General features: G+C 40.8%; 24 protein-coding genes. 9 read left to right on the forward strand and 15 right to left on the reverse strand.

The features are described 5' to 3' along the window. Positions 1-33 precede the first annotated feature (33 nt). Positions 34-891 (forward strand): phosphatidylglycerol lysyltransferase domain-containing protein, encoded by an 858-nt coding sequence (locus tag ACHZBG_RS07865; RefSeq protein ID WP_320128899.1) that lies wholly within the window; start codon positions 34-36, stop codon positions 889-891. Next, the gene (locus ACHZBG_RS07870) at positions 888-1,667 is read left to right on the forward strand and encodes a GNAT family N-acetyltransferase (RefSeq protein ID WP_320128900.1); all 780 of its coding nucleotides are present in this window, start codon (positions 888-890) and stop codon (positions 1,665-1,667) included. Before ACHZBG_RS07865 ends, ACHZBG_RS07870 begins: the two co-directional genes overlap by 4 nt. A gap of 113 nt (positions 1,668-1,780) precedes the next feature. Here ACHZBG_RS07870 and ACHZBG_RS07875 read toward each other — a convergent pair whose 3' ends face one another. The 8 genes from ACHZBG_RS07875 to ACHZBG_RS07910 form a co-directional block, all read right to left on the reverse strand. Then, complete coding sequence (locus tag ACHZBG_RS07875) at positions 1,781-3,010, reverse strand: hypothetical protein (RefSeq protein ID WP_320128901.1); 1,230 nt, start codon at positions 3,008-3,010, stop codon at positions 1,781-1,783. 143 nt (positions 3,011-3,153) lie between these two features. Continuing rightward, positions 3,154-3,594, reverse strand: coding sequence for a putative immunity protein (locus tag ACHZBG_RS07880; RefSeq protein WP_320128902.1), 441 nt, complete (start codon positions 3,592-3,594; stop codon positions 3,154-3,156). A gap of 184 nt (positions 3,595-3,778) precedes the next feature. Further along, complete coding sequence (locus ACHZBG_RS07885) at positions 3,779-4,738, reverse strand: Gfo/Idh/MocA family oxidoreductase (protein WP_320128903.1); 960 nt, start codon at positions 4,736-4,738, stop codon at positions 3,779-3,781. 33 nt (positions 4,739-4,771) lie between these two features. Next, on the reverse strand, positions 4,772-5,644 hold the full coding sequence (locus tag ACHZBG_RS07890) for a hypothetical protein (protein ID WP_320128904.1): 873 nt from the start codon (positions 5,642-5,644) through the stop codon (positions 4,772-4,774). A gap of 190 nt (positions 5,645-5,834) precedes the next feature. Continuing rightward, complete coding sequence (locus ACHZBG_RS07895) at positions 5,835-7,004, reverse strand: oligogalacturonate lyase family protein (protein ID WP_320128905.1); 1,170 nt, start codon at positions 7,002-7,004, stop codon at positions 5,835-5,837. Positions 7,005-7,180: 176 nt separating this feature from the next. Continuing rightward, on the reverse strand, positions 7,181-8,512 hold the full coding sequence (locus tag ACHZBG_RS07900; RefSeq protein ID WP_320128906.1) for a sugar ABC transporter substrate-binding protein: 1,332 nt from the start codon (positions 8,510-8,512) through the stop codon (positions 7,181-7,183). 36 nt (positions 8,513-8,548) lie between these two features. Further along, positions 8,549-9,382, reverse strand: coding sequence for a carbohydrate ABC transporter permease (locus ACHZBG_RS07905; protein WP_320128907.1), 834 nt, complete (start codon positions 9,380-9,382; stop codon positions 8,549-8,551). Next, positions 9,379-10,272, reverse strand: coding sequence for a sugar ABC transporter permease (locus ACHZBG_RS07910; RefSeq protein ID WP_320128908.1), 894 nt, complete (start codon positions 10,270-10,272; stop codon positions 9,379-9,381). Before ACHZBG_RS07910 ends, ACHZBG_RS07905 begins: the two co-directional genes overlap by 4 nt. A gap of 150 nt (positions 10,273-10,422) precedes the next feature. Between ACHZBG_RS07910 and ACHZBG_RS07915 the strand changes: the two genes are divergently transcribed. Together ACHZBG_RS07915 and ACHZBG_RS07920 are read left to right on the forward strand one after the other, a co-directional pair. After that, positions 10,423-12,216 carry a sensor histidine kinase gene (locus ACHZBG_RS07915; RefSeq protein ID WP_320128909.1) on the forward strand — a complete coding sequence of 598 codons (1,794 nt, stop codon included), beginning with the start codon at positions 10,423-10,425 and terminating at the stop codon, positions 12,214-12,216. Then, positions 12,194-13,411 carry a response regulator gene (locus tag ACHZBG_RS07920; protein ID WP_320128910.1) on the forward strand — a complete coding sequence of 406 codons (1,218 nt, stop codon included), beginning with the start codon at positions 12,194-12,196 and terminating at the stop codon, positions 13,409-13,411. The genes ACHZBG_RS07915 and ACHZBG_RS07920 overlap by 23 nt, the downstream gene beginning before the upstream one ends. A 68-nt stretch (positions 13,412-13,479) precedes the next feature. On the opposite strand, the gene ACHZBG_RS07925 is transcribed toward ACHZBG_RS07920, so the two are convergent. Together ACHZBG_RS07925 and ACHZBG_RS07930 are read right to left on the reverse strand one after the other, a co-directional pair. After that, complete coding sequence (locus ACHZBG_RS07925; RefSeq protein ID WP_320128911.1) at positions 13,480-13,929, reverse strand: MarR family transcriptional regulator; 450 nt, start codon at positions 13,927-13,929, stop codon at positions 13,480-13,482. Between the two features lie 2 nt (positions 13,930-13,931). Then, positions 13,932-15,296 carry an MATE family efflux transporter gene (locus tag ACHZBG_RS07930; RefSeq protein WP_320128912.1) on the reverse strand — a complete coding sequence of 455 codons (1,365 nt, stop codon included), beginning with the start codon at positions 15,294-15,296 and terminating at the stop codon, positions 13,932-13,934. Positions 15,297-15,532: 236 nt separating this feature from the next. On the opposite strand from ACHZBG_RS07930, the gene ACHZBG_RS07935 reads away from it, so the two are divergent. Further along, positions 15,533-16,117 carry a LysE family transporter gene (locus ACHZBG_RS07935; RefSeq protein ID WP_320128913.1) on the forward strand — a complete coding sequence of 195 codons (585 nt, stop codon included), beginning with the start codon at positions 15,533-15,535 and terminating at the stop codon, positions 16,115-16,117. 406 nt (positions 16,118-16,523) lie between these two features. On the opposite strand, the gene ACHZBG_RS07940 is transcribed toward ACHZBG_RS07935, so the two are convergent. Further along, complete coding sequence (locus ACHZBG_RS07940) at positions 16,524-17,414, reverse strand: Fic family protein (RefSeq protein ID WP_320128914.1); 891 nt, start codon at positions 17,412-17,414, stop codon at positions 16,524-16,526. Between the two features lie 184 nt (positions 17,415-17,598). Here ACHZBG_RS07940 and ACHZBG_RS07945 point away from each other — a divergent pair, with 184 nt between their 5' ends. Both ACHZBG_RS07945 and ACHZBG_RS07950 read left to right on the forward strand, forming a co-directional pair. Next, on the forward strand, positions 17,599-18,003 hold the full coding sequence (locus ACHZBG_RS07945) for a GFA family protein (RefSeq protein ID WP_320128915.1): 405 nt from the start codon (positions 17,599-17,601) through the stop codon (positions 18,001-18,003). Positions 18,004-18,026: 23 nt separating this feature from the next. After that, on the forward strand, positions 18,027-18,431 hold the full coding sequence (locus ACHZBG_RS07950) for a DUF2871 domain-containing protein (protein ID WP_320128916.1): 405 nt from the start codon (positions 18,027-18,029) through the stop codon (positions 18,429-18,431). Between the two features lie 30 nt (positions 18,432-18,461). On the opposite strand, the gene ACHZBG_RS07955 is transcribed toward ACHZBG_RS07950, so the two are convergent. After that, a complete protein-coding gene (locus tag ACHZBG_RS07955) occupies positions 18,462-19,439 on the reverse strand; it encodes a helix-turn-helix transcriptional regulator (RefSeq protein ID WP_320128917.1) in 978 nt (325 codons plus the stop codon). A gap of 317 nt (positions 19,440-19,756) precedes the next feature. Next, positions 19,757-20,920 (reverse strand): 23S rRNA (uracil(1939)-C(5))-methyltransferase RlmD, encoded by a 1,164-nt coding sequence (gene rlmD, locus ACHZBG_RS07960; protein ID WP_320128918.1) that lies wholly within the window; start codon positions 20,918-20,920, stop codon positions 19,757-19,759. Between the two features lie 70 nt (positions 20,921-20,990). On the opposite strand from rlmD, the gene ACHZBG_RS07965 reads away from it, so the two are divergent. After that, on the forward strand, positions 20,991-21,743 hold the full coding sequence (locus tag ACHZBG_RS07965; protein WP_320128919.1) for a fumarylacetoacetate hydrolase family protein: 753 nt from the start codon (positions 20,991-20,993) through the stop codon (positions 21,741-21,743). Positions 21,744-21,922: 179 nt separating this feature from the next. On the opposite strand, the gene ACHZBG_RS07970 is transcribed toward ACHZBG_RS07965, so the two are convergent. Beyond that, positions 21,923-23,314 carry a response regulator gene (locus ACHZBG_RS07970; RefSeq protein WP_320128920.1) on the reverse strand — a complete coding sequence of 464 codons (1,392 nt, stop codon included), beginning with the start codon at positions 23,312-23,314 and terminating at the stop codon, positions 21,923-21,925. Position 23,315: 1 nt separating this feature from the next. Continuing rightward, positions 23,316-25,016 carry a histidine kinase gene (locus tag ACHZBG_RS07975; protein WP_320128921.1) on the reverse strand — a complete coding sequence of 567 codons (1,701 nt, stop codon included), beginning with the start codon at positions 25,014-25,016 and terminating at the stop codon, positions 23,316-23,318. Between the two features lie 219 nt (positions 25,017-25,235). Here ACHZBG_RS07975 and ACHZBG_RS07980 point away from each other — a divergent pair, with 219 nt between their 5' ends. Next, complete coding sequence (locus ACHZBG_RS07980) at positions 25,236-26,285, forward strand: ABC transporter ATP-binding protein (RefSeq protein ID WP_320128922.1); 1,050 nt, start codon at positions 25,236-25,238, stop codon at positions 26,283-26,285.

Here is a 26,285-nt window from a genome sequence, read left to right on the forward strand (position 1 = left end):
CTGTTTGCGAATATATCCTATGATAGAGGTACCATGTTAGAATTTCACACTCCGTCCGCAGAGGACAAACCGTTATTTGAGAAGAAAAGCAAGTTTCTTGCCTATGAATATTACTTTTCCTATTGCATGCTCTGGAAAGATTCCATTGGCATCACTATTTGCAAGAACGATACTGCCTTGTATATCCATATACAAGAAGATGATTGTTTCCTGCTTCCCATAGCCGAGGACCTTTTGAAGGCTATGGACGAACTCGAGACCTATTGCAAGGAGAGCGGAACTCGATTCCAACTTGAATGCGTTCCTTCAAAAGAGGCTCTTGAACTGCAGCAAAAAGGCTATGAAATCGAGCATGTAAGAAATCTGGACGACTATATCTATGAAAGCCAGAAACTCATCAAGTTACCCGGAAAACACTTGCAGAGCAAGCGCAACCATGTCTCCCAGTTTGAACGAAAATATACCTATGTGGTCCAGCCTCTTACCAAAGAGTTATTTCCTGAATGCATGAAGATGGTCTCGACCACCTGGCTCAACGGGAAAGAGATGAACAAGGAAATCAAGGACGAATTGCATGCAATTCAGACAGCCTTCGACAATTGGGATCTCTTGGGTTTGGTAGGTATTCTTATTTGCGTCGACCACCATCTCACCGCCTTTACCATCGGGGAAGTCATAGACGAGAAACTGGCCATCGTACACTTCGAGAAAGGAGACGTTTCCTACTCAGGAATCTATTCAGTCGTTAACCAGTTATTCTGCTCGATGTACCTCTCTGACGTACAATACATAAACCGTCAGGAAGATGTCGGGGTGGAAGGATTGCGAAAGGCAAAACTATCGTACCAACCTGTCATGATGGAAGAAAAATACAGGGTGAGGAAACCATGACAATAACAAGAGCCGAGGCTTCCGATTTTTCTCAATTGAAGGAACTCTGGTCCATCGTATTCTCGGAAGAACCGGAATTTCTGGAAAAATTCTTCTCCCTGCGGTTTTTCCCCGAGAATATTTTTGTTGCCAGGGAACAAGGCAAGATTATCAGTGCCCTGCATGCCCTTCCTTCGTTCTACCAGCAAAACAACAGGATACAGCGCTGCGCCTACATTGTAGGGGCTGCAACCTATATAGAATTTCGCAAACAGGGAATCATGTCAGCTTTGCTTACCTATACCAAGCAACAACTGAAGTGCCCTATTACTCTCTTTCCGGCTATCCGTCCTTTTTATGAAACCAATGGTTATCTGACCACTTCTGAAATGCTTTGCTTCAACCTGCAAGGGCTGAAAAAATACGAACCAGGTACACTGGTAAATCCCACAAAGGAAGAGCTCAATTCCATCTACCTGGAAGCAACCAGGCCAGGAGGAAATCTGCTACGAGATAACTTCGCTTGGCAATTTTTGCTCGACGGCTATTCCTTGCTTGCGGTAAAGGATGCCTATGCCTTCATCAAGGATAATAAGGCAGTCGAAACGATGGCTAAAAACAAGGATAGTGCCATTGCTTTACTTGGCTTACTTGAAAAAGAAGACATCAAGAGTTGTTCGGTCCTGCATGAATCGCCCTTTACGGAACTTCTCATTACCCAACCTTTTGAAGTACTTCCAATGGGTATGAGCACAGATGCAACCATGCAAGGATGCTATATCGCCGAGCAATACTGACAAACAGCTTGTTACGTGAAGCTTTCATTTTGAACCTTCACCCCTATCTTGCAAAAGGCCACTGCATTTCTGCAGTGGCCTTGGTCTTGATATCTTTTGCTAAACTCTTTGTCTTACTTCACCGTAAAGGAAATATTGCTGCTCCAGGTATTTCCCTTGTTATCGGAGAAGGTAACGGTAAAGGGAATTACCGTACCGCTTGGGGCATCTTGGGAAATTACGAAACTGAACGTATTATCCTCGCCTTGGATCGTCGAGACCTTGTTGGTCGCATACCTACCATTGTTGGTTACATAGGAACCGACAGGAAGAGAACGAATAAAAAGGGAATCATCGTTTATGGTGACATAGGAACTGTCGGTCTTCAATGTCGCCTGCAATCCCTGAAGAGAAATGGAGCCACTATTCTTGAGACTGAACCCAACATGTATCTGGGTCTGCGTCAAAAGCTTGTCCCCCGCGTAATAGAGAGGCTGTACAGCCTCGATGGAGAGTTCTCTCCAAAGAGCCTGGAAAGAGGCCCCCTTTCCCTTGAGCGTATACGATTTCTCATCCTTGAGCAGGGTTCCCGTGGTAGGGTCATACCAACCGGCAAACAGATAGGAATCATCAGGAGCCTTGAGGGTAGGAACATCTACAGCAGAACCCTCCTTGACGTCTGACTTGAGGATATCCGTCTTTGTAACCGGATCGAAGAATTTCACCCCGCTGGTCCAGATAGCATACAAGCTCTGGTCTGTATACGGCATTTGGATGGTTTGGCCACCCTTGTAGGTAACAGCATCCTTGGTAAGTCCCCAACCGGTCAAGATTCCAAGCTTTGCACTATCTACTGCAAGCTGGGAACTATCGGGAAGCGTGACATCACTTCCGGGAGCTACGGAAACTTGTTGCTGGAAACTGTAGTTGTAGGTATCGCCACTTGCAGAAAAATCAAGGGCAAGGGTCGGTTTGTAATACCGGCTATTTTTATAGAGCCAAGTAGCATGGGTCTTTCTGGCCGGTTCATCTTCTGCAACGATACGGGCAAGCAAGGTCTTGGTACCCTCTTGATCAAGTCCATAGGAGCCCAAGGTTGCCAGACGTTGATAGGCAGCATAATAGGTGTCGGCTTGGCCTTTGGCGGCGGCTTTGTTCATATCTTGCTGGGCTTGCTTAGCCTCTTTTGCGATCCTTTCATTGAGTTTGTCATAGGACTGGACGATTGAATCAATCGAAACGACATTCAAATCCAATCCTTTTGCCGTGGTGTAGAGTTTTCCGGCATTGGTCGAGGCAAAAAGCAAGGACCCGCTCAGGCAAAAAAGAAGGCTGATAAGAAAAATAGTAGATTTTCGCTTCATTATGAATACTCCTTCATCCTCCGATATAACAAGGGGATAGGACAAAGGCAAGAAACTAAAAAGGAACTTCACTCTTCCACTTCAATGCATTCAGTTACTTGAAGATTATATGAACTCTTTTTCAGGTTTTTGACAATTTTGTGTCAAGAAACCGGATTCAGTAGCTCCTCAAGACATTGGGTTTGCCAAGCTTGTTCGCTCGCCTGATCACCAGCTGCCTTGCATGCCGAAATTGAAGTATGGAGGGCATATTCCTTATTCTGGGTTGTTGTACAGGCATGACTGCAAGCATGGGCAACCTCGGAAGCCAAGGAGTTTCCATCTTTGAAAGCTTTCCTTGAAGCATCAAGGGAAGAGAGGGCTGCTTTCCTTGCCTCAAAGGTTGAAAGGGAACCCTTGGCCCAGGCCTTTCCTGCTTCCAAGGCAACTCGGGGCCTATCGTCCCCTGGATAAAGAGCTTCATACAAAGGCAATACATGTTCTGCACAGGCCGTTGCCCAGAGTGCTGCCGTTTTATGGTCCAACAGTACCACTTTATCCTTCAAGCCATTGCTTTCGGTCAGTATTTCCTGCTCCAATTCCATATGGATCTCTCCTTGGGCATCAAACCCTTCCTGTATAAAATAGAGCAAAATTGTTCATTCGCAAACAAAAACTTTCATAAATCGAGAAGTACCGAAAAACCAAGCCATCAGATTATAAGGAAGGACCAAGTACTTTTCCTTTGGAGTTTCCTTGCATATTCTCATCTTTATACCATCGTTTTGATTAACATTGCGTTCGCCCCTGCTCGACTAATCTTGCTATCCTTAGCGTACGCTCAGGTGGCATGATCGAGGAGGTTTTATTTCCCGCGGCAAGACAATGCATAACTTCCAAAGCCTCATACTCATAGCCAGAACCCTTATGGAGACAAGTAAAGGTTTCTACAAGCCTATTGCCTCTGTACAGCCTAGCTTCAGTTCCGTTCCAGAATGAAGGCAGTATGATATGTCCCTCGGTTCCCCAAAGCACAGTATCGCTAGCATGTTCACAATAGAAACCAATACGCATTACCGCAGACTGAGCAAATCCAAAATCCAATATTGCACTTGAAGAAACATCGATTCCATCGGATGAAAAATAGGTATTGGTCACCATCTTTCTGGGTTCCATTCCAAAGAAATCACAAACCATACCTATTGTATAAATGCCAACATCATAGTAACACCCTCCACCAAGTTCTTTTTTGAAAAGTCGTTCATTGGCAGGATCGGCCATATAATTGAAGGAAGTGTCAATTTGTCTGAGAGTTCCGATATACCCTGCTTCCAACCAATTCTTTGCTTTGCAATAGCTAGGTAAAAAAGTCGTCCAATAGGCTTCCATCAAAAAGAGATTTGCCTTTTTCGCCTCGGCAAAAAGGAACTCATCCATTCCAGGATCAGTACCCAGCGGTTTTTCACAGAGTACAGGCTTCCCATATGAAAAAGCTTTCATGATACAATCCTCATGAAGGGTGTTGATGGTCGAGATATAAACGACATCAATATCCTCACAGGAAAGCATTTCATCATAATTACCATAGGCCTGGGATACATTAAATTCTTTTGCAAAGGATTGTGCACGCTCCAAATTTGTCGAAGCAACCGCCTTCAATTGCGCATCATCAATGACAGAAAGGCCTTTTGCAAAGGCATGGGCTATCTTGCCAGGTCCAATTATTCCCCAATTAGTCGTACTTCTCATTACCTTCCTTCTTAAAATCAGGTTCCGTCTTCTTTATCTTTGCCTAACGGTCAAAGCTATGCGACCGGTTGCCATTTCTCCTGGAGACACAATTTGCAGTCCCGAAAGTTTGCAAAGCCCTTGATTATAAAGATTGATACTATCTGTTGCACAACTTTGGGGCTCCATGCATACAAAAGGTTGCCTCAAAGGAGTGTAGAGCACTACATAACGGAACTCGTCTGACCCCCTGATTGTGAGTTCACAGGTTCCCGTACGAAAAGAACTGGTCACCGGTTTGTCTGGGTCCTCCAAGACGGTATCAAGAGCAAGATTCTCGCATGAGACAAATCCGGAATAATCGGTTTTCAACTGTTTACCGGTTGGCAGATAATCCGCATCTGTCTCAAAGGCAAGATAAGCGGATGTGGACAAAAAGGATTCCCCTGGTTGCTTCTTAAGAAAGGGATGCAAGGCAATACCAAACGGCATAGTACAGGTTCCTTCATTCTGCACGGCATATTCCCAGACTATGCCGTCTTTTTGCAACTCAATATGCAGTGACAAACGGCTGAGAAAGGGAAATAGCGCAAAGGCTTCTGTATGGGCATGAAACAACAATTCACCCGTTAAGGAAACCTCATCTTCCTGGATAATATGGAAAGACAATAATCTGGCACAGCCATGCATTACCCCAGCATACCGCTTCCCCTCAAAAACGAACTGTTTATCCCTTATCCTGTTGGGAGTCGGATATAACACAGGAATGCCATAGGTCTTATGCGAGACCATCCTTTGATGATCATAATGAACCAGTTCCTGCCCATCGACCTTATAGCTTACCACGGTCATTCCGCGATTGGGGTCTATAAGCAATTCACTCTGAAAAGAGTGAAGCCTTATAACCTGATATCCATCGAACCACATGAAGAAATCCTTATTTATAGAAAGTCAATTTCTTGATGAAATGCTTGAAAAGGAAGTACAGTCAGGCAATATTTGAAATACTACCTGACATCCCTTTACCAAGTAAACAAACATAGGTTCCATTCCCCTATATATCTTCCTCAGGAAGCTTCTCACCTAGCAGAATCATCAAAAAAGAACAACAAGGGACTTACACCTCAATAAGATACAGATTGCACTTTTTTCCTGCATCAGATTCGTACAGAATCTTTTTTGAATTCCAACTCCAAGTCGGATGGCAGTGGGTGATTTGACCATTCCAGGACGTACCATGATGGCATAAAGTTTTGATTTCAGCTGTATCCGTGCGTATATCAATCAAATCCAGGTTATCAACATCGTCACCTACCAACAAAGTGTTATCGGTATTTGCATGATAATGATTGCAATAGAAAGGAAGAGCCAAGGTTCTCACCACTTCACCCTTCGCGTTGGCAAATCCTACATAAGGGATCTGATCCTTCTTGACGTTTGCCGAGGCTTCATTCGTGACAGCCTGGGTCCTGGAAACCGTAATCGTCCCATCATGTCCCGCCCTCCTGTTGTCAAAGAAAACAAGATTATTCCTTGTCCAGAATTCATGTCCTACACTATCGTCTTCCTCCTGCCGGAAACACGGAACAGGAACTCTTGACACTATATCAAGCAGCCAAATTCGTTGCTGCACATAATTCCAAGGACCTTCATGGCAAAAGGAAAGTAAGGTAGGCACAATAGGAGAAAATTGCAAATGTCCCAACTGATGGGTATCCGTCCAGACAATGATACTTTTACCTGGTTGATCCATGGGAACCAAAACTATCTGCCCAATTTTGGAGGCATACATTTTTTCCTTGAAACCAACATAGTTATCCCCACTGAAGAATCCTGTATTTTCATTTCTGACAAATCCGACATAGCGATGATCACTACTGAAAGAGGGCTGTTCAAGTGTATAATGCGGGTCTTCTTCCTGATAGAGTATCGTATTTTTCCCTGTTTCCGTATCCACCATTTTCAACGTGGTTCTTTTATTGCAGATATATAACAGTAACTTGCTATCGGGGGTTTTGGTATGCCCATCGTTATCAACCCCATCTTTTTCATCCGTGAGTTGCACCATCTTTCCTGTTTTCAAATCCATCTTGAAATAGTTGAAACAATTACGCTCCTGGCTAGGTCGTGATGAAAGAAAAACTATTTCCTCATCGCCCAGGGTAAACGAATTCTCAGTGAAATATAGATGATAATTTTGATAATCATTTGTAAGTTTGACAATTTCATGTCCGCTCAGTTCATCAGCATACCGGCTCATTTCCGATTTATATTCTTGCCCAATCATAGGTACCTCCATGCAATCCAATTAAAATAATCTGATACACAACCTCTTAGGATCCCTTCCTATTTTTCATGTTTTCATCCATAAGGTAGGTTGCAGCCTTATGTACAAGCAATCTGGCAATGGATAGCTATCCATTGCCAGTAGGACATCAAAATGCAAGAGAGAAATTTCATTACCTATTTATTGAAATAGGTATCATACTCAGTCTTTAGCTTGGTAACCGCATCATTCCAATAGTTCAGGAATTCTTTTGCACTCTTATTTCCAAGCAAGACATCCTGGAACATAGGAACCAATTCATTCCCGACTAAATCCGAATATCCGGGAAGATAAATCGGTACTGTAAACATTTCGACATTTGGATTGCTTGTTGCCGTTGCAGCACTTTGTATGTGTTGCGTATTATGGATGAAATCAGAATCAAGAGCAATTTTATTGGTAGGCAACTGTCCAATATTTTCATTCCAGAAAAGATTTTGTTCGGCATCATTGAAGAAGGCAACTAACTTGAACGCTTCTTTGGGATGTTTAGTTGTCTTGAAGATTCCGTAACCGATACAACCGTTGGCAGCAATGATATGCTTTCCACTTTTCCCTTCCAAATCAGTAATTGCCGCAAATTTTCCGGCCCCCAACGTTTTCATATGCTCGCCATAGGAACCAAGGTTATGATAGATCATTGTTGCAACACCGGTATCGAAGGCTGCCACCATTTCTTTGTATCCATTTGTAATATCTGATTCCGGGGTATATTTATTATAGATAGAGGCTAGCCGCTCAACACACTCCACATTGGCTGGAGCATTGATGGTACATTTACCGTTCTCATCAAATTCCCCGTTTATTCCGGAATATGAATACATCATCTGCTCAAGCAACTGGACACCACCACTCCCTCCTCGGATAGAAAATCCAAATTTTCTATTGGCAGGATCACTCGTTTTCTCGATATCGGCAAAAACTTCATCCCAAGTCTTGGGAGCAGGAATTCCTGCCTTTTCGAACAGGTCCTTGCGATACCACAGTACAGGGATATTTGCAGTGTTATTGAGGACATACAGTTTCCCATCAGGAGCACAGGAACGATTGCCATCCAAATAGCCTTTGATCATATCATCTTTGTTTGCCCAGTTATTAAAATAATCATCGAGCGGCAACAATGCATCGTTTATTACAAAATCAGAGATCCAGGTTTGCGCGACACCTCCTACATCAGGAGTCGTTTTGGATTGGATGGCAACATCATACTTGCTTTTTGCATCACTCCAGGGAAGTCCTACATAATTAACTTTGATTGTCGGATTCTCTGCCTCAAACTTCGCTATCATTTGCTGATAATACGGAGTGCGATTCGGACCTGCATTCTCATCCCAAAAGGTTAACGTCACTGTTCCCTCATCAGTATTTGTGACTTTTTCCTCCGAACCATTTGCAAAGACTGCCGTTGTCGAACACAACATCATTGCAACCAATAAGCCAATTGCTAAATACAACGTACGCTTTCTCATGAAATACTCCTTTTCCCCTTGCAAAGGGGTTATAACCTAACCTTTTATTGCTCCTGAAGTTAATCCTTGTACAAGATACTTTTGCAGATAAGAGAACAAAACAGCCGGAACAGAAATAGCTATCAAGGCCCCAGCAGCAAGAGCCCCATAATTGATGTTGAATTGCCCCTGCATATATTGAAGCCCAATGGGAATCGTAAATTTCTTTGGATCATTAAGGAACATCAGACTAAAAAGAAATTCATTCCAGCAACCGATGAAGGCAAAGGCGCCAATAGTAACGATTCCTGGACGAAGAATTGGCAAGATGACATATAAAAACCCTTTTATCTTTGTACAACCATCAACTCTTGCAGATTCTTCCAATTCAAACGGAATATTTGAGATAAAACCACGCATCAATACAGAATTGAAGGGCAATTGAAATGTAATATTTGCAAGAATGATACTTGTCCTGGTACCTATCAAACCCATGGTATTGAAAATATTGAACAAGGGAATCAACAACACGGCGGCAGGAATAAATTGCGTTGCCAGCAACACTATCATGAAGATGTTCTTTCCCTTGAATTTATATCGGCTTAGAGCATACCCCGCCATTATTGCCAGAATTTCAACAACGAGAACAGCCGTTACCGAAATGAGCATGCTATTGAAAAAATACGTTGAAAATCCTACATCGTGCCAGGCAAGCAGAAAATTCTGTATAGTTGCCGGATGCGGAAAATAGGTAACCGGCGAGGTAACTATACTCCCTTCAGTTTTGAAAGCAGTATTAATTGCCCAATAAATAGGAAAAAGTACAAAAATGATACTTGGTACAAGCGTACTGAGCAAAAGGGCATTCCCACTTATATTTCTCTTTTTCATTGGTTGCCCTCCAGGAACTTCGTGATTTTCAAATATCCCAAAGCAAATAGAGTAAGGATAAGAAAACTAACCACTGAAATCGCGGAACCATACCCATAGTTGCTGGTTCGTATGGCCTGCTCAGCAATATACATACTCAGCGTAGTGGTCTTTCCTGCAGGGCCCCCTCCTGTGAGACAATAAATAAGATCCACACTATTAAACTCCCACACGGCCCGGAGCAAGGTCGTAAGGATAATCTGTTCTGTCAGGAGGGGAAGCGTAATGAAAAAGAATTTCTTGATCCGTCCACAACCGTCAATCTCGGCAGCTTCATATAAATCATTGCCAATACTTTGCATTGCAGCCAGCATGGTAATTGCAAAAAAGGGAATGCCCCTCCAGAGTTCCGCAATGATTACCGACCCAAAAACCAGGGAACCTTTCCCCAGCCAAGCTACAGGATTATCAATGATATGCATCTTCATCATCAAATCATTGAGCACCCCCATATTCTCGTTATAGATCAAGGACCAAAGGACACTGGTAAGGACTCCAGATAAAGCCCAGGGAATAAAGGTAATCGTACGAATCATTCCTCGGCCCCTGAAATTACAATTCAAAGCCAAGGCAATCCCCATTCCGAATAGCAATTGAAGAAAGACTTCACTTACCACCCATTTCCCCGAGATGGAAAGTGTTTGAAAGAATTTAGCACTGGTAAATAGTTTTTTAAAATTTTCCAAACCTGCAAAACCGTTGTAATAAGGTTTTGACGGATTGTAGTTTTGAAAACTTAGATAAACCACTCGGCAAAGAGGATATGCAAGAAACACCAGAATAAAAACAAGGCTGGGAAGCAATAAGAAATAAGGGTCATAAACTCTACGTTTTTCAATTTTTCTGTCCATATCCTCTCCTCATCGGATTTTATTTAAACATAGGAAAATTCAGATAGATATACGAAAAATTGTGAACATTTCATGAGAAAATTAGTTTTCTAAAGATTTCTTTTTTTTATCAAAATTTTTCATGCTAGTATTGTGAAGCGGTGATAATCAATGAATAAAAAAAGGGCAAGATCTCTCAGGACAATTATTTTGGCAACAAGCATAACCGTTATGTTTGGATTCTCCATTCTTCTTTTCGGCATTATTTACAAGGCAGCATCCAGCCAATTGGAAAACAATATCCTTGATAACACCGAAGGGACCCTCGTTGCACTCTCAAACCAACTGGACCACAATATTTCCTCGGTATATGCCCAACTGGCAGCTTTTACCGATAGCAATACATTCAATCTTTTTCTTTGGAATATATATAATAACAATGAGGTTCAAGATAAATCCGTTTATATCAGGCTTAGCAATGAAATTACGACCCTATACCAACAGAACACTCACGTCTTTCATTCCGTGTTCCTGAATCTGGATAATAATTCCATTATGCTATACAAAGGGGACAACTCAATTCAGTCCTTGGAGGAATCACTGGATCCTCTATTTGAGACATACCCATATGGGTATCTTTTTTGGCAAAATCCAAAGGATGAAGGACCCTTTACTACTGTCTATCCGCAAAACAATTCATTTCGGCTTTCATTTCTTCTTGGTACAAAAGATACCACCCGGAAAGGCATTTTTACGGCAACAATCAAACCTTCTTTCATAACAGATATCCTTGACGACAATGCAGCCTTGACAAAAAACAGCCAGCTTGCTTTGTTAAATGGAGAAACACTCATCAATTCGACGCTTACTACCGAAACAATGCCAACTAGTGAAGAAATTTCAAATTTGAAAAAAGGACTGGCATCTTCAACTTTTTCCCAGTTCACAAAAAACGGCTATCTATATCTTTGCAAAGGATTGAAAACCGGGGACCTGAGTCTTCTTGCCATAGTTCCCGTAAAAGAATTGATGCTGCCTTCGGCAATGCTTGCAACTTACTTGAAACTTATTCTTATCTTTCTCTTTATTTTTTATATAATCCTTACTTATTTGTTATCGAAAAAATTTGAACAACCCATCAATGTCATCATCAATAAAATGTCTTTGGTAGGACAGGGCCACTTCGATACATATTTCAATGTTACGGGAACAAAGGAAATAGAAAGAATCAATGACAATGCACAGAAGCTTACCGAGGATATCAGAGACTTGCTAAAACAGATTACCAAGGAAAAAGACAACCTCAGAAGATCTGAATTCTTAGTCCTGCAAGCCCAAATCAATCCACATTTTCTGTACAACACTCTCTATTCAATACGGCAACTCAATGAAATCGGAGAATACGGAAATGCCATAAAAATGATTGATTTCCTGGCTGCTTTTTATAGGATTGGTGTGAGCAATGGTAAAAAAATCATACCACTAAGAGATGAGGTGGAACATGTACGATCCTATATGGCAATTTTGAAATTACGTTTTGAACATCAATTTTCCACTGACATTTCTCTTGATCAGGAATTTCTGGATATCGCTATTCTTAAACTCACGCTTCAACCCTTGGTGGAAAATGCCATTAATCATGGAATACGGCCTACCCGCAGATGCGGGATCATCTCCATTACTGCAAAACACCAAGAAGAGAGTCTCTACCTTTTCGTCTCGGATAATGGCCAAGGAATGGATGAAAATACGTTGCAAGAGGTAACAAAGGAAATGACAAGCAGTGAAATCAGCGAAAATAAAAATAAGGCATATGGATTGAGAAATGTGCATCAGAGATTGCAAATTGCTTTTGGTGTTCCTTATGGACTTTCCATTCAAAGCAAGCTAGACGAGGGTACAACCATTACTATCCGTGTACCATTCAATAAGGTGGTTACAAATGATACGATTAATGTTTGTTGATGATGACTCCATATCCCAAAGAGCCATACGAAAAAGCCTTGACTGGAAACAATTAGGCATCGAACTATCCTATGTTGCCTGTGATGGCATTGATGCTCTTGAATACTTGCAAAGCAATACCGTTGATTTAATTCTCTCTGATGTCATGATGCCTGTACTGAACGGAATTGAAATGGCCAAGGAAATCCATGCAATATATTCAGATATCTTGTTCATATTCATTTCAGGATATCAAGATTTCATCTTTGCCCAACAAGCCCTGAAACTGAATGCCTTCGATTACTTGACAAAACCGATCAGCAAAGAAGATCTCAGCAAAACCTTGCTTGCAGCCTGCAAGCAACTGAACGTACGCAAACAAGAAAAACTTATAAAGGAAATAGGCTTGACGTTGGCTAAAAGAAACTATCTATCCGAGTTGCTTGCAAAAGATGCAACCAAACCAACAAGAGAAGAATTGGAACGCTATAAAATAGATTTAACTGAAGGTTTTGGTGCTATCGGCATTATTAAGATGGCAATGGAAACCAAGCTCTCTACCTATGGACATACGCAATTATGTGACTTTCTGGAACAAAAAATCCCTCATTCAATTTTTGTCCAACAGAGCTATTTGGAACTTTTGTTCTTATATTATACAAAAGCGATAACAAGTGAGATTTCTTATGAGACTGCCATGACTGAGGTAAAGCAGTCAATAAAAAAACTACTCCTTGAAAAAGGAATCCAGGAAGTGGATTTCAATATCGGTACACCTTTTGCTGATGGAAATGGACTGACTAATTCTTATTTTTCAGCTGTAAAGTCACGTACCGACTCAAATGCAAAATTGATTGAAATGGTCAAGGAATATTACTATTTGCATTATCAGGAAAAAAATTTGAACTTGAAATCAATTGCAAAAGAATTTGCCATAAATCCCTGCTATCTTACCGTAGTATTCAAAAAAGAAACGAATATAAGTGCTTATAGTTTCTTGATAAAACTTAGATTGAATAAGGCAAAAGAGTTACTATCAACCACCGATATGAGGATATACGAAATAGCGGATGCAGTTGGCTATAGTAGCAACCAATACCTCAGTTTCAGTTTCAAGGAACAATTTGGCATTACCATCAGTGATTATAAAAAATCACTGGAAAATCCTCATGCTCCTTGGGCCGAAAGTAATACTAGTTCAGGAGTCCCCCTATAGGTAGCAATATTATATTTCTCCAGATCTGCATCTTTGGTATCAGGATAAAAACCCATTGGACTACCAAATCACTCAGAGAACTTGAAGGACTTCATTGTTTCATTGATGAATTGGGCTGAGGCAAAAAATCGTTCCATATCTTCGGGGTCGATGGTCTCGATCAGCTTTTTGATATATGCCCTATGGCCCTCCTCAAAGGTCTTGGCTGCTTCCAAGCCCTTATCGGTAAGACTCAACTTAAAGACTCTTCGATCCTTGGGATCCTGTTCCTTGCTGATATACCCGAGTTGCAAGAGTTTATGGGCAACCGGGGTAAAAGACCCTTTCTCAAGATTCAACTGACGACTTAGATCAACCATTGAAGCCTGGGGATTGAGCCGCATTATCAGCAACGTCATCATATGGGTATGATTGATACTTTCAGGAAGTACATAGTGCATCATGAATTCCTTGAAGAACATATGCTCAAGGTTCAGTTTCAATTTTATGATACTTTCCAGCCGTTCATCCATCCCCATAATCAAACCTCCACCGAAGCATTTGATTTACGGGCCAACAGCAATACTATCACGGTTACCAGGATGGCAAGACCATCGGCTATCGGGGTTGCAGCCCAAACGCCATTCAAGCCCCAGAAGTTCGGAAGCACAAATAACAAAGGCAACAGGAATATAAACTGTCGCAACATTCCCAAAAACATTGAGGTCCTTCCCTTTCCTATAGCCTGGAAATAAGATACTCCAATTAAATTTATACTTAACAAGGGAAGCATCAAGAGAAAAATCCGAAGCCCATTGGTAGTTACACCAATCGTAGGGGATCCTGCAGTAAGGAACATACTGATAAACAGTGAAGGAAAAAGCTGCAGGAAGGCAAACACTACCGTGGAGGAAACCACGCCGATCGTAATACCAAGCCGCAAAGCCCTACTAACTCGTTTTCTCTGTCGTGCACCATGGTTATATCCAATAATGGGTTGCAACCCTTGGGTGATACCGATGATCGGCATGAGGAAAAAGGTATAGAGACTGTTGATAACCCCCATCGCCGTAACAGCGGCAACTCCCCCATAGGCAGAGAGTCCCCTATTGAGAAACAACATAGATACACTTGTTCCAAGGGTAGAGAGAAAGGTAGCAAACCCGATGGTGCAAATCTGTCCCACTATCTTCAATCTGATAATAAAATCCGAGGCAAGGAGTGCAAGGTGACTCTTGCCCCTCAGGTAGAAACTGAGCAGAATACAAAGCCCCGAGAATTGCCCGGCAATGGTTGCATAGGCAGCTCCTGCCACTCCCCAACCGAAAACAACGATAAACAGATAATCAAGCACAATATTGGTTATGGCAGAAACCAACATGGCAACCATGGAAAAGACAGGATGACCCTCGGTCCTGACCATACTGCTGAGAATGAAAGAAAACATCTGGAAAATAAATCCGGCAATGATGATCGTAAGATAGATGGAAGCACTGTCCATGACTTCGGTAGTGGCCCCAAACAAACTCAACAATCCATGGAGATTAAAGAAAACCAAGGCCAGGATACAAAGGGAAACGAGAAATCCAAAGCTCAGGGTATTGCCAAAGATATTGCTTGCCTTTCTTTCCTCTTTCTCTCCGAGCCGAATAGAAACCAAGGCTGCACCCCCGATTCCTACCAGGTTTGCAAAAGCAAAGATGATCATCATGATAGGAAAGGCTATGGTCAGTCCTGCCAAAGCCGTTTCCCCAACAAATTTTCCGATAAAAACCCTGTCCACCACGTTATAGATTGCATTTACAACCATAGCGATGACCGCCGGTATTGAGTATTGTGCCAAAAGGGCACCTATTGATTTCGTACCGAGTTCCGCTGTTTTGTCAATTATCTTGTTATTAGCCACGTTCTCTTCTTCCTTGATTTTCAATCATGTGCCAGTCTTTCAATGACACTATATAGTTTGTTTTCTAACTTTCAGAACAATAACCAGTTTTGTTATTTATGTAAATAGGTTTGTTTTCTAACTATTTATTTCTTCATATAAAGTTCCTTCTTGCCTTTTATCCCAATTTTTTTTATGTATATAGATACTATATTTTCCAAGGCACAACTATCCGCCCCTTAATAAGGATTTTTCAGATGTTCACCCTTACCGTCTTTCTTCCCTATGTCCTTATTACAACCTTCACTCCGGGGCCCAATAACCTTATGTCCATGTATAATGCAGGTACCTATGGATTCAAAAAGACGTTGCCCTTCGAGCTAGGGATCTTTCTGGGATTCTTTTTGGTCATGGCCAGTTGCGGTATCTTCAGTCTAGCCCTGTACAGCTACCTGCCTGCCTTCCATTCGTTCATGACTGCAATAGGATCTGTCTACATCCTCTATCTTGCCTGGAAGATCTGGCAAGAAAAACCTGAACAAGATACCAATAGGAAAAAAGCTACAAACAATATCAGTTCAGGATTCTTGATGCAATTCATTAATCCGAAAGTCATCTTGTATGGACTTACCTTGTTCTCGACGTTCATCCTGCCCTACACGACAGCTCTTCCGGTATTACTCTCGGTGGCATTATTTCTGGCAACCATGGCTCTTATTTCCAATAGTTGCTGGGCCCTATTTGGGTCCCTCTTCAAGACCTTTTTGACAACCCATTATACTTGGGTAAACAGAATAATGGCTTTATTACTGGTATATTGTGCAATTTCACTATTTATATAGAGTATTTAGGACATAATAAAAAATAGAATGACTATGGAAAATCAATTGGTCCATATCTCTTGTTGAGTTGAAGACGAGTTCATATTTGAAGGAAGCACAAGAATAATAGAAGGTTTTTACTCTTGGGCATACGATGTGTAAACGTCTTATCTTTAGGGAGTACTTATACGCCATGGAACAATAGCGATAGAACATAGATAACGTAAACAACTATGTGTATAGCCTATCGCAAAGCACTGAAACTTGTACTAATTTAACCGAATGGAATTGTAAAATTTAACCGAATTGTACTGTTGGGGAAAACTTTCTTATATGCGATTAGATGATTTTTTAAAGCTATTTTTCTGCAAAAGTCAGGAGACAAACCATTTCCACATACCTCAAACGCAAAAGCCTATTTATTGATTCAGTACGCAATCCTGAAATAGTCGAGATATTTCTTGAATGTATCCTGCGCAGTGAGGCAAGTGTCCAACAGATAGCCTCTTTCAGTCAACCATTCCTGCAAACCACGATAGTAGAACATCTTCATATCGTCGTCGATGATGAACGGCACAATACTGTTTCTCAAACATTCCTTGAATAGAATCAACCTGCCCACACGCCCATTACCGTCCTGAAAAGGATGGATGGACTCAAAGCGGTAATGGAAGTCGAGAATTTCCTCCAACGTCTTTTCTTTCGTCTGATTGTAAATTTCAAGCAACTTGCCAATTTCATCAGCCACTTTCTCTGGAGAAATTGTTTCCTTACCACCGACTTCATTGGGTAAGTGCTTGTATTCACCGACTGCAAACCAGTTTTTGCGAGAATCGCTGGTTCCGCCCTTCAGTGTAGCGTGTAATTGCTTGATAAGCTTTTCATTCAGTTTATCACCAGCGTGGTTGATGATCATATCGATGCAGCAAAAATGGTTGGCAGTCTCTACGATATCGTCCACATTCATTGCTTGGTTGTTTGCCCCGATAGTATAGGTTTCATAGATGTATCGAGTCTGGTCGTAAGTCAGGTGGCTGCCTTCAATATGATTGGAATTATAAGTAAGCTCGACCTGTACCTTATGATAGATACCACCGGTCGCCCTGGTTGTTCTTTCGACTTTTAGTATTTCCAATAGAGTCTTCGGCTCATCGGTGTGCTTGTTGCTACGCTCGGGCTTTTTTGCTGTCTCTGGTATATTCCAGGTCTTTCCTGTCAACAAGGCATTTGGAATACGATCCTGGGCGCAATAGTTACGAACGCTTCGCTCAGATATATTCCATAATTTTGCAGCTTTGGAAACTGATATATATTTCATTCGGCATCCCTCCTGTAATACTCTTGTATCATACTACTTTATCGGCAAAATTTCAATTTTATAATACATTTTTTATATTATTTATTGCCGGTAATGGCAACTTTGGCATCAATGAGTTCTGAGCTTCCATAGTTTACTGGACAAGATCTTTTGGAATATGATACAGGGATAAAAGGAGGAAACCATGACAACACACAAAGGATCTTGCCAATGCAAAAAAATAACCTTCGAGGTATTGGGTGATTTTGAAAACTTCTTCCTCTGCCATTGTGAACAATGTCGCAAAGACACAGGTTCAGCTCATGCGGCAAATCTATTTTCATCTACAGCTTCGTTGCATTGGCTCACGGGAGAAACTATGGTAAAAACCTTCGATTACCAATCAAGTGGGCACATTAAAAGCTTTTGTCCCGAGTGCGGTTCGGCTCTCCCGAATCTTCAAATGAACGGAACTCTATTGGTAGTACCCGCTGGTTGTCTCGATACCGATGTCCTAATAAGACCACAAGGTCATATTTTTACCGCTGATAAAGCAAATTGGGACCATGATCTAGAGCAAATACAGGAATTTGCAAAACTTCCTGAATAAGAATGACAGGAGAATCAAAGTAAATGAAGAAACTCTATTATAGTGCTTTTATCTCTGCAATCATCGGACTCGCTTTGGGTGTGTTTTATCGTGAATATACCAAACTCGGGGGATTCACTGGGGTGACAACCCTAAGTCTCTTGCATGTCCATACCCTTGTTCTTGGTTGTCTCTTCTTTTTGATTGTCCTGGCCTTGGACAAGCTCTTTGCCCTTACAAACCAGAGACAATTCCTTGCTTGGTTCATTTGCTATCACATCGGATTATGGGGGTTGGTCATAACGCTGGCAATCAGGGGAATCATGCAAGTAAACGGGACCGATATGATAGGTTTCAACCATATTGCGGGAACCTTCCACACGATACTGGGCATCGGACTTATTTGGTTCTTCCTGCTTCTGAACCGAGCCATCAAAACAGAACATTGATTCCAGGAAACTGTATTCTTGCCTATTGATTTACTTCCGCACTGGTCTGATATATTTAAAAAGTCGTTCCGGATTATAGTAAAGATATATTATTCTTTCAGGGGAAGTATCAAAGCAATAACCAGTGCCTGCAAAATCAAAAGTGGCCATTGCCTTTTCAATTTTTTCCTCTACACTACGATTTTCCTGTTCATAATCAAATGGACCATGTTCAAAAACAATATACTCGGCTTCGGGAATATCAGCCATAAGCATTTGTGGAGGTACTTCGCCTTTATAATCAAAAGGAAGACGCGTACCATAACACTCTGTGCGTGGGATTCCCCAATCGCAGAGCCTGCCATCAGGATCATTGATGTACGCCATAAGCTGACCGCTGCCGCTGTTGGATTCGCTTCCACCATCGTCATCCAATTTACCCTTGATGCTATCGAGCAAGCCGCAAATTGTTTCGCAGTCCTGTCCCGGAATAAGACTTTGCTTTTGCCAAAAATCCCAGTACCCATTACTCTCATAGTTCTTGATGTGCAAAAATTTGTGTGCGGGAATGGTTACAAAATAAATTTTGACATCCTCTGTAGATTTCACCATACCAATCTCTCCCAATCCTAAAAAGTAGCGGTCAAAAGGGTTTATTTTTGTACGAAGCACGACAGGCCTGGGCTTTTTTCGATATTCACTTGGAGTTATACCATAGACTCCCTTGAAAGCTCTGGTAAAAGCCTCATGTGATGAAAACCCATAATCAAAAGCAATATCCAAAAGGCTTTTTTCACTATCCCGAACCTCTTTCAGAGCAAAGGCCAGTTTTCTATGCCGAAGATAATCCCTGAATTGCATACCCGATATCTCTTTGAATTTTCTCGTTGTATAAAATTCGGAATACCCCAACCTGCAAGAAAGAAAGTGCAGCGTCAAGGCTTCATCATTATAATTTTTGATACACTTGTCAATTTCATCAACGACTATCTGAATTTGCTTCTTCCACTCGTACATTCGTCTGTCCACTCCGTTTCAATCACCCTACATTCACCATAAAGGAATAGAGAGCTTACTGCTTGATTTTACTTGCTGTTATAGTATTTTGAAAAAAACAAGACAGGTAAAGTCAAGTTTTCAAAAAAACAGTCGATCATTTCGGAACATCCAAAGAGAAAAAAGGATACTGCTTTCACAATATCCTTAAATCATACAATATTTAATTTCTTGTGTTCCAAAAGCCTACGCCTATTGCTACTTTTGCGGCAACGTAGTCTTTGAGGTATTTGGTCCGGCACATCTCAGCCTCGCCTGTAAATATGATATACCTCTGAATTCAAGTATTTCTACGAATTCTCTCTTTGTAACAGAACAATAGTCTCTACATGGGTGGTATGGGGAAACATATCCACTGGTTGGATACCAGCCACTTCATACGGACTGAACTTGAGCATGTAACGAAGATCCCTCTCAAGGGTAATCGCATTGCAAGAAATATATACTATCCGCTTGGGAGCCATCTTCAAGGCTGCCGCCAGGAAACGCTCGTCACTTCCACTGCGAGGAGGATCGAGGAAAAGTACATCGCAACTCTTCTTGTCCTTGGCCATTTGCTTGAGATAGGCAGAGGCCTCTTCACAGACAAAGTCAACGTTGGAAAGATTATTGTTCCTGGCATTTACCAAGGCATCTTCTACAGCATCGGGACTCACTTCAATACCGAGCACATGCTTGACACCTTTACTGGCTGCAATGAGAGCGATGGTCCCAGTACCGCAATAGGCATCGATCACTTCATCGTTCTCGGTCAATTGGGCCATTTTCATGGCAATGGTATAGAGAACTTCCGTCTGTACGGGATTTACCTGAAAGAATGACTTTGCAGAAATCCTGAACATCAAACCGCACAATTTTTCTTCGATGAAGCCTTTGCCATACAAAATTTTCTCAGGAATTTCACTGAGCACCATACTGGTCTGGTCAGAATTCATGTTCAAGGAGATGGTCGCGATCTCGGGATGCTGTTGCTTCAGGGCACTGAGAAAATCATCCTTTGAAGGAATTGGCCATTGCCCGCAAACCAGGACAACCATGGCATGTCCGCTATAACGGGAAATCTTGATAAGGACATGGCGTATGTATCCCATCTGTTCATCCTCGTCATAGGGAGCAATCCCGAAACGAGTCATCAGGGAACGAATAGTGGCAAGAATCTTGTCTGCATTGGCATCCTCTACCAAGCAATCACGAATGGGAACAATATGATGGGTACCTTCACGATAGATTCCACTGATGACTTTGTCTCGGATATCCCTACCGAATACAGCCTGGATCTTGGTCCTATATCGCGTGGGATCCTCCATACCGAGAATAGGTGCAATAGGTCCAAAAGCCCCGAGCATTTCTTCTTCATAATCCTGTTTATATTCCAACTGGACAGGATAGGGGTATTCCATCAACTGGCAACCACCACACTCCCGGGCGAGGGGACATTGTTTATAATTTTTCATAGGTATACGGTGCCGTCAAAAAGCGTCTTTGTCAATTGTCTTTCCGATTCACCTTTGGTATGATTGAGTTATGAAATACCTACGCTTTTCCTATCAAGATATAGTGCATTACGGTATCCTTGACAACAATACCGTTCAGATCCTTGACGGTACGCCCTTCGGCGCCTATACCGTCACCGACGAAACCCTTGCCCTTGAAGCTGTAAAAATCCTTTCTCCCTGCAACTTTTCCAAGGCTGTTTGCATCGGACTCAATTATCGGGACCATGCCGAGGAGTTCCAACTCCCCATACCCACCGAACCGGTAGTCTTCATAAAACCCTCAACAACCAATCTTGCCCCACTGGGAATCATCGAATACCCTCCTCAATGCCACCGCCTGGATTACGAGGCAGAACTTGCCATCGTAATCGGAAAGACCACCAGGAACATCGAGGAGAAAGATGCCAAGGAGTATATCCTCGGCTATACTTGCGCCAATGATGTCACGGCCAGGGATCTCCAGCCCAAACAAGGACAATGGACCATTTCCAAAAGCTTTGACACCTTCTGTCCCTTCGGTCCCTTTATCAGTGACGAGGTGGATGCCTCTAACCTGAGTATAGAAAGCAGAGTCAACGGAAAGACCATGCAGAAATCAAATTCCAAGAACCTGATCTTCAAGATTCCCTATTTGGTCAGCTACCTTTCCAAGGTCATGACCTTGCTTCCAGGGGATATAATCCTCACAGGAACCCCGGGAGGGATCAGCGGGATGCATAAAGGCGATACCGTCGAGATCATCATCGAGGGACTGGGTACATTGAAGAATACCATCGGGTAATATCCTTTCTTAAAGGGGGGTAAAAACATCTTACTGCTCACATGCGTTCTCCTTTACTTGGCAGATTTGGTTATCCTCAAGTATAGGGTCACATGTCCCTTTATTGTATTGGTTCTTTTCTACCGTCTCTGATGGGGTTGTTTTCGCCCGGCGCTAGCACTTTAAAGGATACAATACATTCAAGCCATAGACTTCATAGTGTTTTGCCTATATTTTGCAGGAGTATATCCTTCGGCTTCAATGAAAAGTTTGTTAAAATAGCTTTGGCTATGATAACCAGTTATAGAAGCTACTTCCTTGATTGAAAGCGTCGTCTCAAGAATAAGTTTCCTTGCATTAGCTAGACGGATGCTGGAGATATAATTTGAAATCTTTTCTCCAGTCTCATTGAAAAATAACGTACTAAGATAATTAGGAGAAAAACCAAACAGATCTCCAAGCATGGAAACCGAAAGTTCTTCAGCAAAATGATTTTTAATATAATTTTCAATCTGTAAAATTTTCGTGTTTGAATCGATATCACCAAGAAGTTCCAGTCCTCTTTCGTCAAGGACCTTCTTTAACTCATCAAAACCATCTTCATTAATGTTAATCGACAAATGCTCTGAAAGAAAGGTTGAAAGGAATGCTGCAAGGTTGGTTTGTCTTGTCTTCAACTCTGAGTTATCCCTTGATTTCTTGAGATACAAGATAAGACTATTTGAAATAGTATGATACTCGATATAATTCTTTTCTAAATATGCTAATTGCAAGGCACAACACAGAGAGCAAACAGTTTCATTCCCTTGACTTAGGTTTCCAGAGGTATATACGTGTCCAATTCCATTAAGAACACGATATTTCTCCAAGGAAACTAAAGATCGGTATTGTTGAGACAATTCACTTGCAGCATTAATTTGGGAACTTACGAATAAGGAAAGATTCTCCAAACCATCAGTTGCCAAAAGAGATCTGTAGAGCGACTGAATATCGGACGCCTTATCTGAAAAAAATAGAGTTATCGTTTTTTGTTTTATCGTGGTAGAAACAAAAAAGATCAAATCAGAAAAAATGCCATCTTTCAGAACTCCTTTACCTATACCATCTTCCAACTGCACCAATATGAGAAAACTTCCAAGTAATTTTATTCTGGGAAAAGAAGATAAATTATTAATCATATGATGAAGAATCAACTTCAACTCATCCTGCGTCTTTATATTATTTTCTACTATTTGCAAATTAATACGCTCTAGAACTGAGTTGAGAGTTTTGTAATCTACCGGCTTAAGAAGATAGTCCGCAATTCCAATCTGTAAAGCCTGCCTAGCATACGAAAATTCGCTATAGCCAGAAAGAATAAAAAACAAGGTGCGGGAACAGGACTCCTTAATTTTTTTTATAGCATCTATACCGTTAATTCCTGGCATCTTTATGTCAACAAAAGCAGCATCAAAGGTCTGTCCATTCATGGCATTAAGAAATTCATCCCCATCAGAAACTTCCTTTATATCGATAAGAGGATCAATCTTTAAAAGCATCATAGCAAGATTTTTTCTGACGAAAAATTCATCATCAGTGATTAGTATTCTCATTTTATACTTCCTTCGAAAAAACAATCTGACAATGTGTACCTACTCCCAAGGAGCTAGAAATCAAGAATTGTGCATCTCCATTCCAAAAACGCAATCTTTCCTTCACGCTAGCGATACCCACCCTATCATTTGATAAAGAGGCTAGATCAAATCCAACACCGTTATCATTAACATCAATGACGATATCACTATCATTTTTATAGACTGAAACAGTAAGCAAACAAGCTTTCTTGCTGGGTTCGATGCCATGAATTATCGCATTCTCGACAAGAGGCTGGATCAATAAACGCGGAATAAGAACATCCTTAAGAGATTCCTCACATCGAATAATATAAGTAAAGCGAGCTGTAAACCTCAGTTTTTGAAGAAGACAATAGTCTTCTAAAAAATCCAGCTCATTATTTATGGTAGTCATGCTGTCATTCCTGAGAACATACCTCAGTAGTCGAGAAAAACTAAAGAAACACTCTTCCAGTTTTTCTTTCTCTCCAATTTGATTCAAATAAATAAAATTATTAATCGTATTAAAAATAAAATGGGGTTGTATCTGGGATTGCAATGCCCTGAGTTCTGTATTTTTCTGCTGTAAAGTCAAGAGATATTCATCTTTTATTTTCTCATCAAGACGGACAATCATTTGATCCATTGATCTTCCTAATGTATCCATCTCTTTGATATTTATTTTCTCACTTCTTGCGGAAAAATCACCATTTTCCACTTTTTGGGCAACCAAGCAAAACATCGAGATCGCACCATTCATCCATTTGGAAAATCCAGAAAACATAAAGAAGGCAAATAATAAACAGCAAAAATAGATAAACATTGAAATGAGAAAAATCATCGTAGTCTGTTTCTTGGCTTCAGTTTGAGATATAAGCAGGCTAATTTTTAAATTGTAGGTATTAATGGTCCTTTCCCCTATTGTTTTCCATTCATTTTTATTGAATTTATAGTCATGATTTGCTTGGATATTCTTGAAAAAATCTTTGCTGATTGGTTGGGAAGAATAAAGAAACTTTTCATTTCCATCAGTAAGGATAAGGATATGTGGAATAAAATAATTGATATGCCCAATAAGTCGTTCCAGATATTTAGTATTCATATTGAGCATTATGGTATTAACCTGTGATAGATCTGCCAGATTAGTAATACGTCTTACCACAGTAAAGAAAGAATTATCCAAAATGCCATTTTCTTGATTTGTATAAGGGGGAACAAATACAATCTTATCTGGATTGTTGAAAGCGGTCTGATACCATGTCTCATTAGTTAGGGTATTACCCTCATAGTAATACCGATGCCAATCGACAGCTCTATAATACATTACATTCCCATTGGATGTAACAACAATATCTCTCAGATCATTTCGTGAATACTTAGTGAGGCTGAATAACTGACTCATCTCTGATTCAAATGAGAATTGATCCATGGAATTCTTCTCTTTCTCGTTTTCCTTTTTTTTAAAATAGGAATGGTAATAAGGGGCCATGGTTATTTGATTTATGTCATCAAGATAGGCGCTGACACTTGAAGTAGCAAGATCAAGATATGTTTGAGAAGCTTTTTCTGTGTCGCTCACATATTTTCGATTATAGGTAAAAGTAATAATACCGATACAAAGTACCATAGGCAATAAAGTACTCAGAGCAAAAACGATGAAAAGTTTTCTTCGCAAAGAAGTTTGCTTTTTAGGTATATACATGGGGTTTAAACATTTCTCCCGTATCCATGAAGTCTAAAACAAGTGCATTAAATTTACAAGATTATTAACCTCAATTACCATAATATTTATTATATAACTTAATATAAAATATACAAATATCACAATCGTAGAAAATAGCAATAAAAGCGTAGATATTTATTATTGCGAACACTTGAAACTAATTGTTTAATGAATTTATACGTTTGGAGATAATACGAAATGAGTTCAATTAGGCTAGAAAATGTTACAAAAGTATTTGGAAAAGATGTTGTATTGCCCCAATTATCTTTGGAAATAAAAAATGGTTCCTTTACTGTTTTAGTAGGTCCGTCAGGCTGTGGGAAATCTACTACATTGCGTCTTATCACAGGACTCGAAACCCCCACTTCAGGGAAAATATTCATTGATCACGAAGATGTTAGCGAAGTCACTCCAGGAAAGAGAAACATAGCAATGGTTTTTCAGAATTATGCATTGTATCCGACTATGACAGTGGAAGATAATATTGGGTTCGGATTGGCAAACAACAAGGTTCCAAAACAAGAACGAACTAAGCTCATCCATGAAATATGCGAGACAGTGGGCCTAACTGAATACCTTGGAAGAAAGCCAGCAACTTTATCTGGAGGACAGCGCCAACGCGTTGCCTTGGCACGAGCAATGGTAAAAAAACCACGAGTATTTCTCATGGATGAACCTTTATCAAACTTAGATGCAAAGCTCAGAGCGCAGATGCGAGTTGAACTGATTAATTTGCATAAAAAACTCAATACTACATTTATTTATGTAACTCATGACCAAACTGAAGCAATGTCAATGGGAGATGATATTATCCTGATGAACAAGGGAATTGTCGTTCAACAATCGTCTCCTAGAAATCTATATCATAATCCAAAATCAGTATTTGCAGCACAGTTTATTGGAACACCTCAAACAAATATCATCCGAAATATTCTTAATAATAAAGGAAGTTTTGGATTTAGACCAGAAAAAGCTCTGCTCAAAAATACAACCAAAGAAGGAATTTCTTTTTCTGGACATGTAGCCACAAAAGAACTTTTAGGTTCAGAACTAGTGTATTCGATTCAGACAGATTTTGGAACAGTGATGGTTAAATCTGAAAAAGAAGTAGATGACGATGCTCAGGTTGTTTTATCAGTAGATAAGGAGAATTTACTATTCTTTGACGAAAATGACAAATTTATCAGTGATTCTGCAGACATTTCCTTAGAGTTAATAAAAAGATTCCCTGTAAGAAAGGACATTTAA

The organism is uncultured Sphaerochaeta sp. (assembly GCF_963676625.2).
Classification (GTDB): Bacteria; Spirochaetota; Spirochaetia; order Sphaerochaetales; family Sphaerochaetaceae; genus Sphaerochaeta.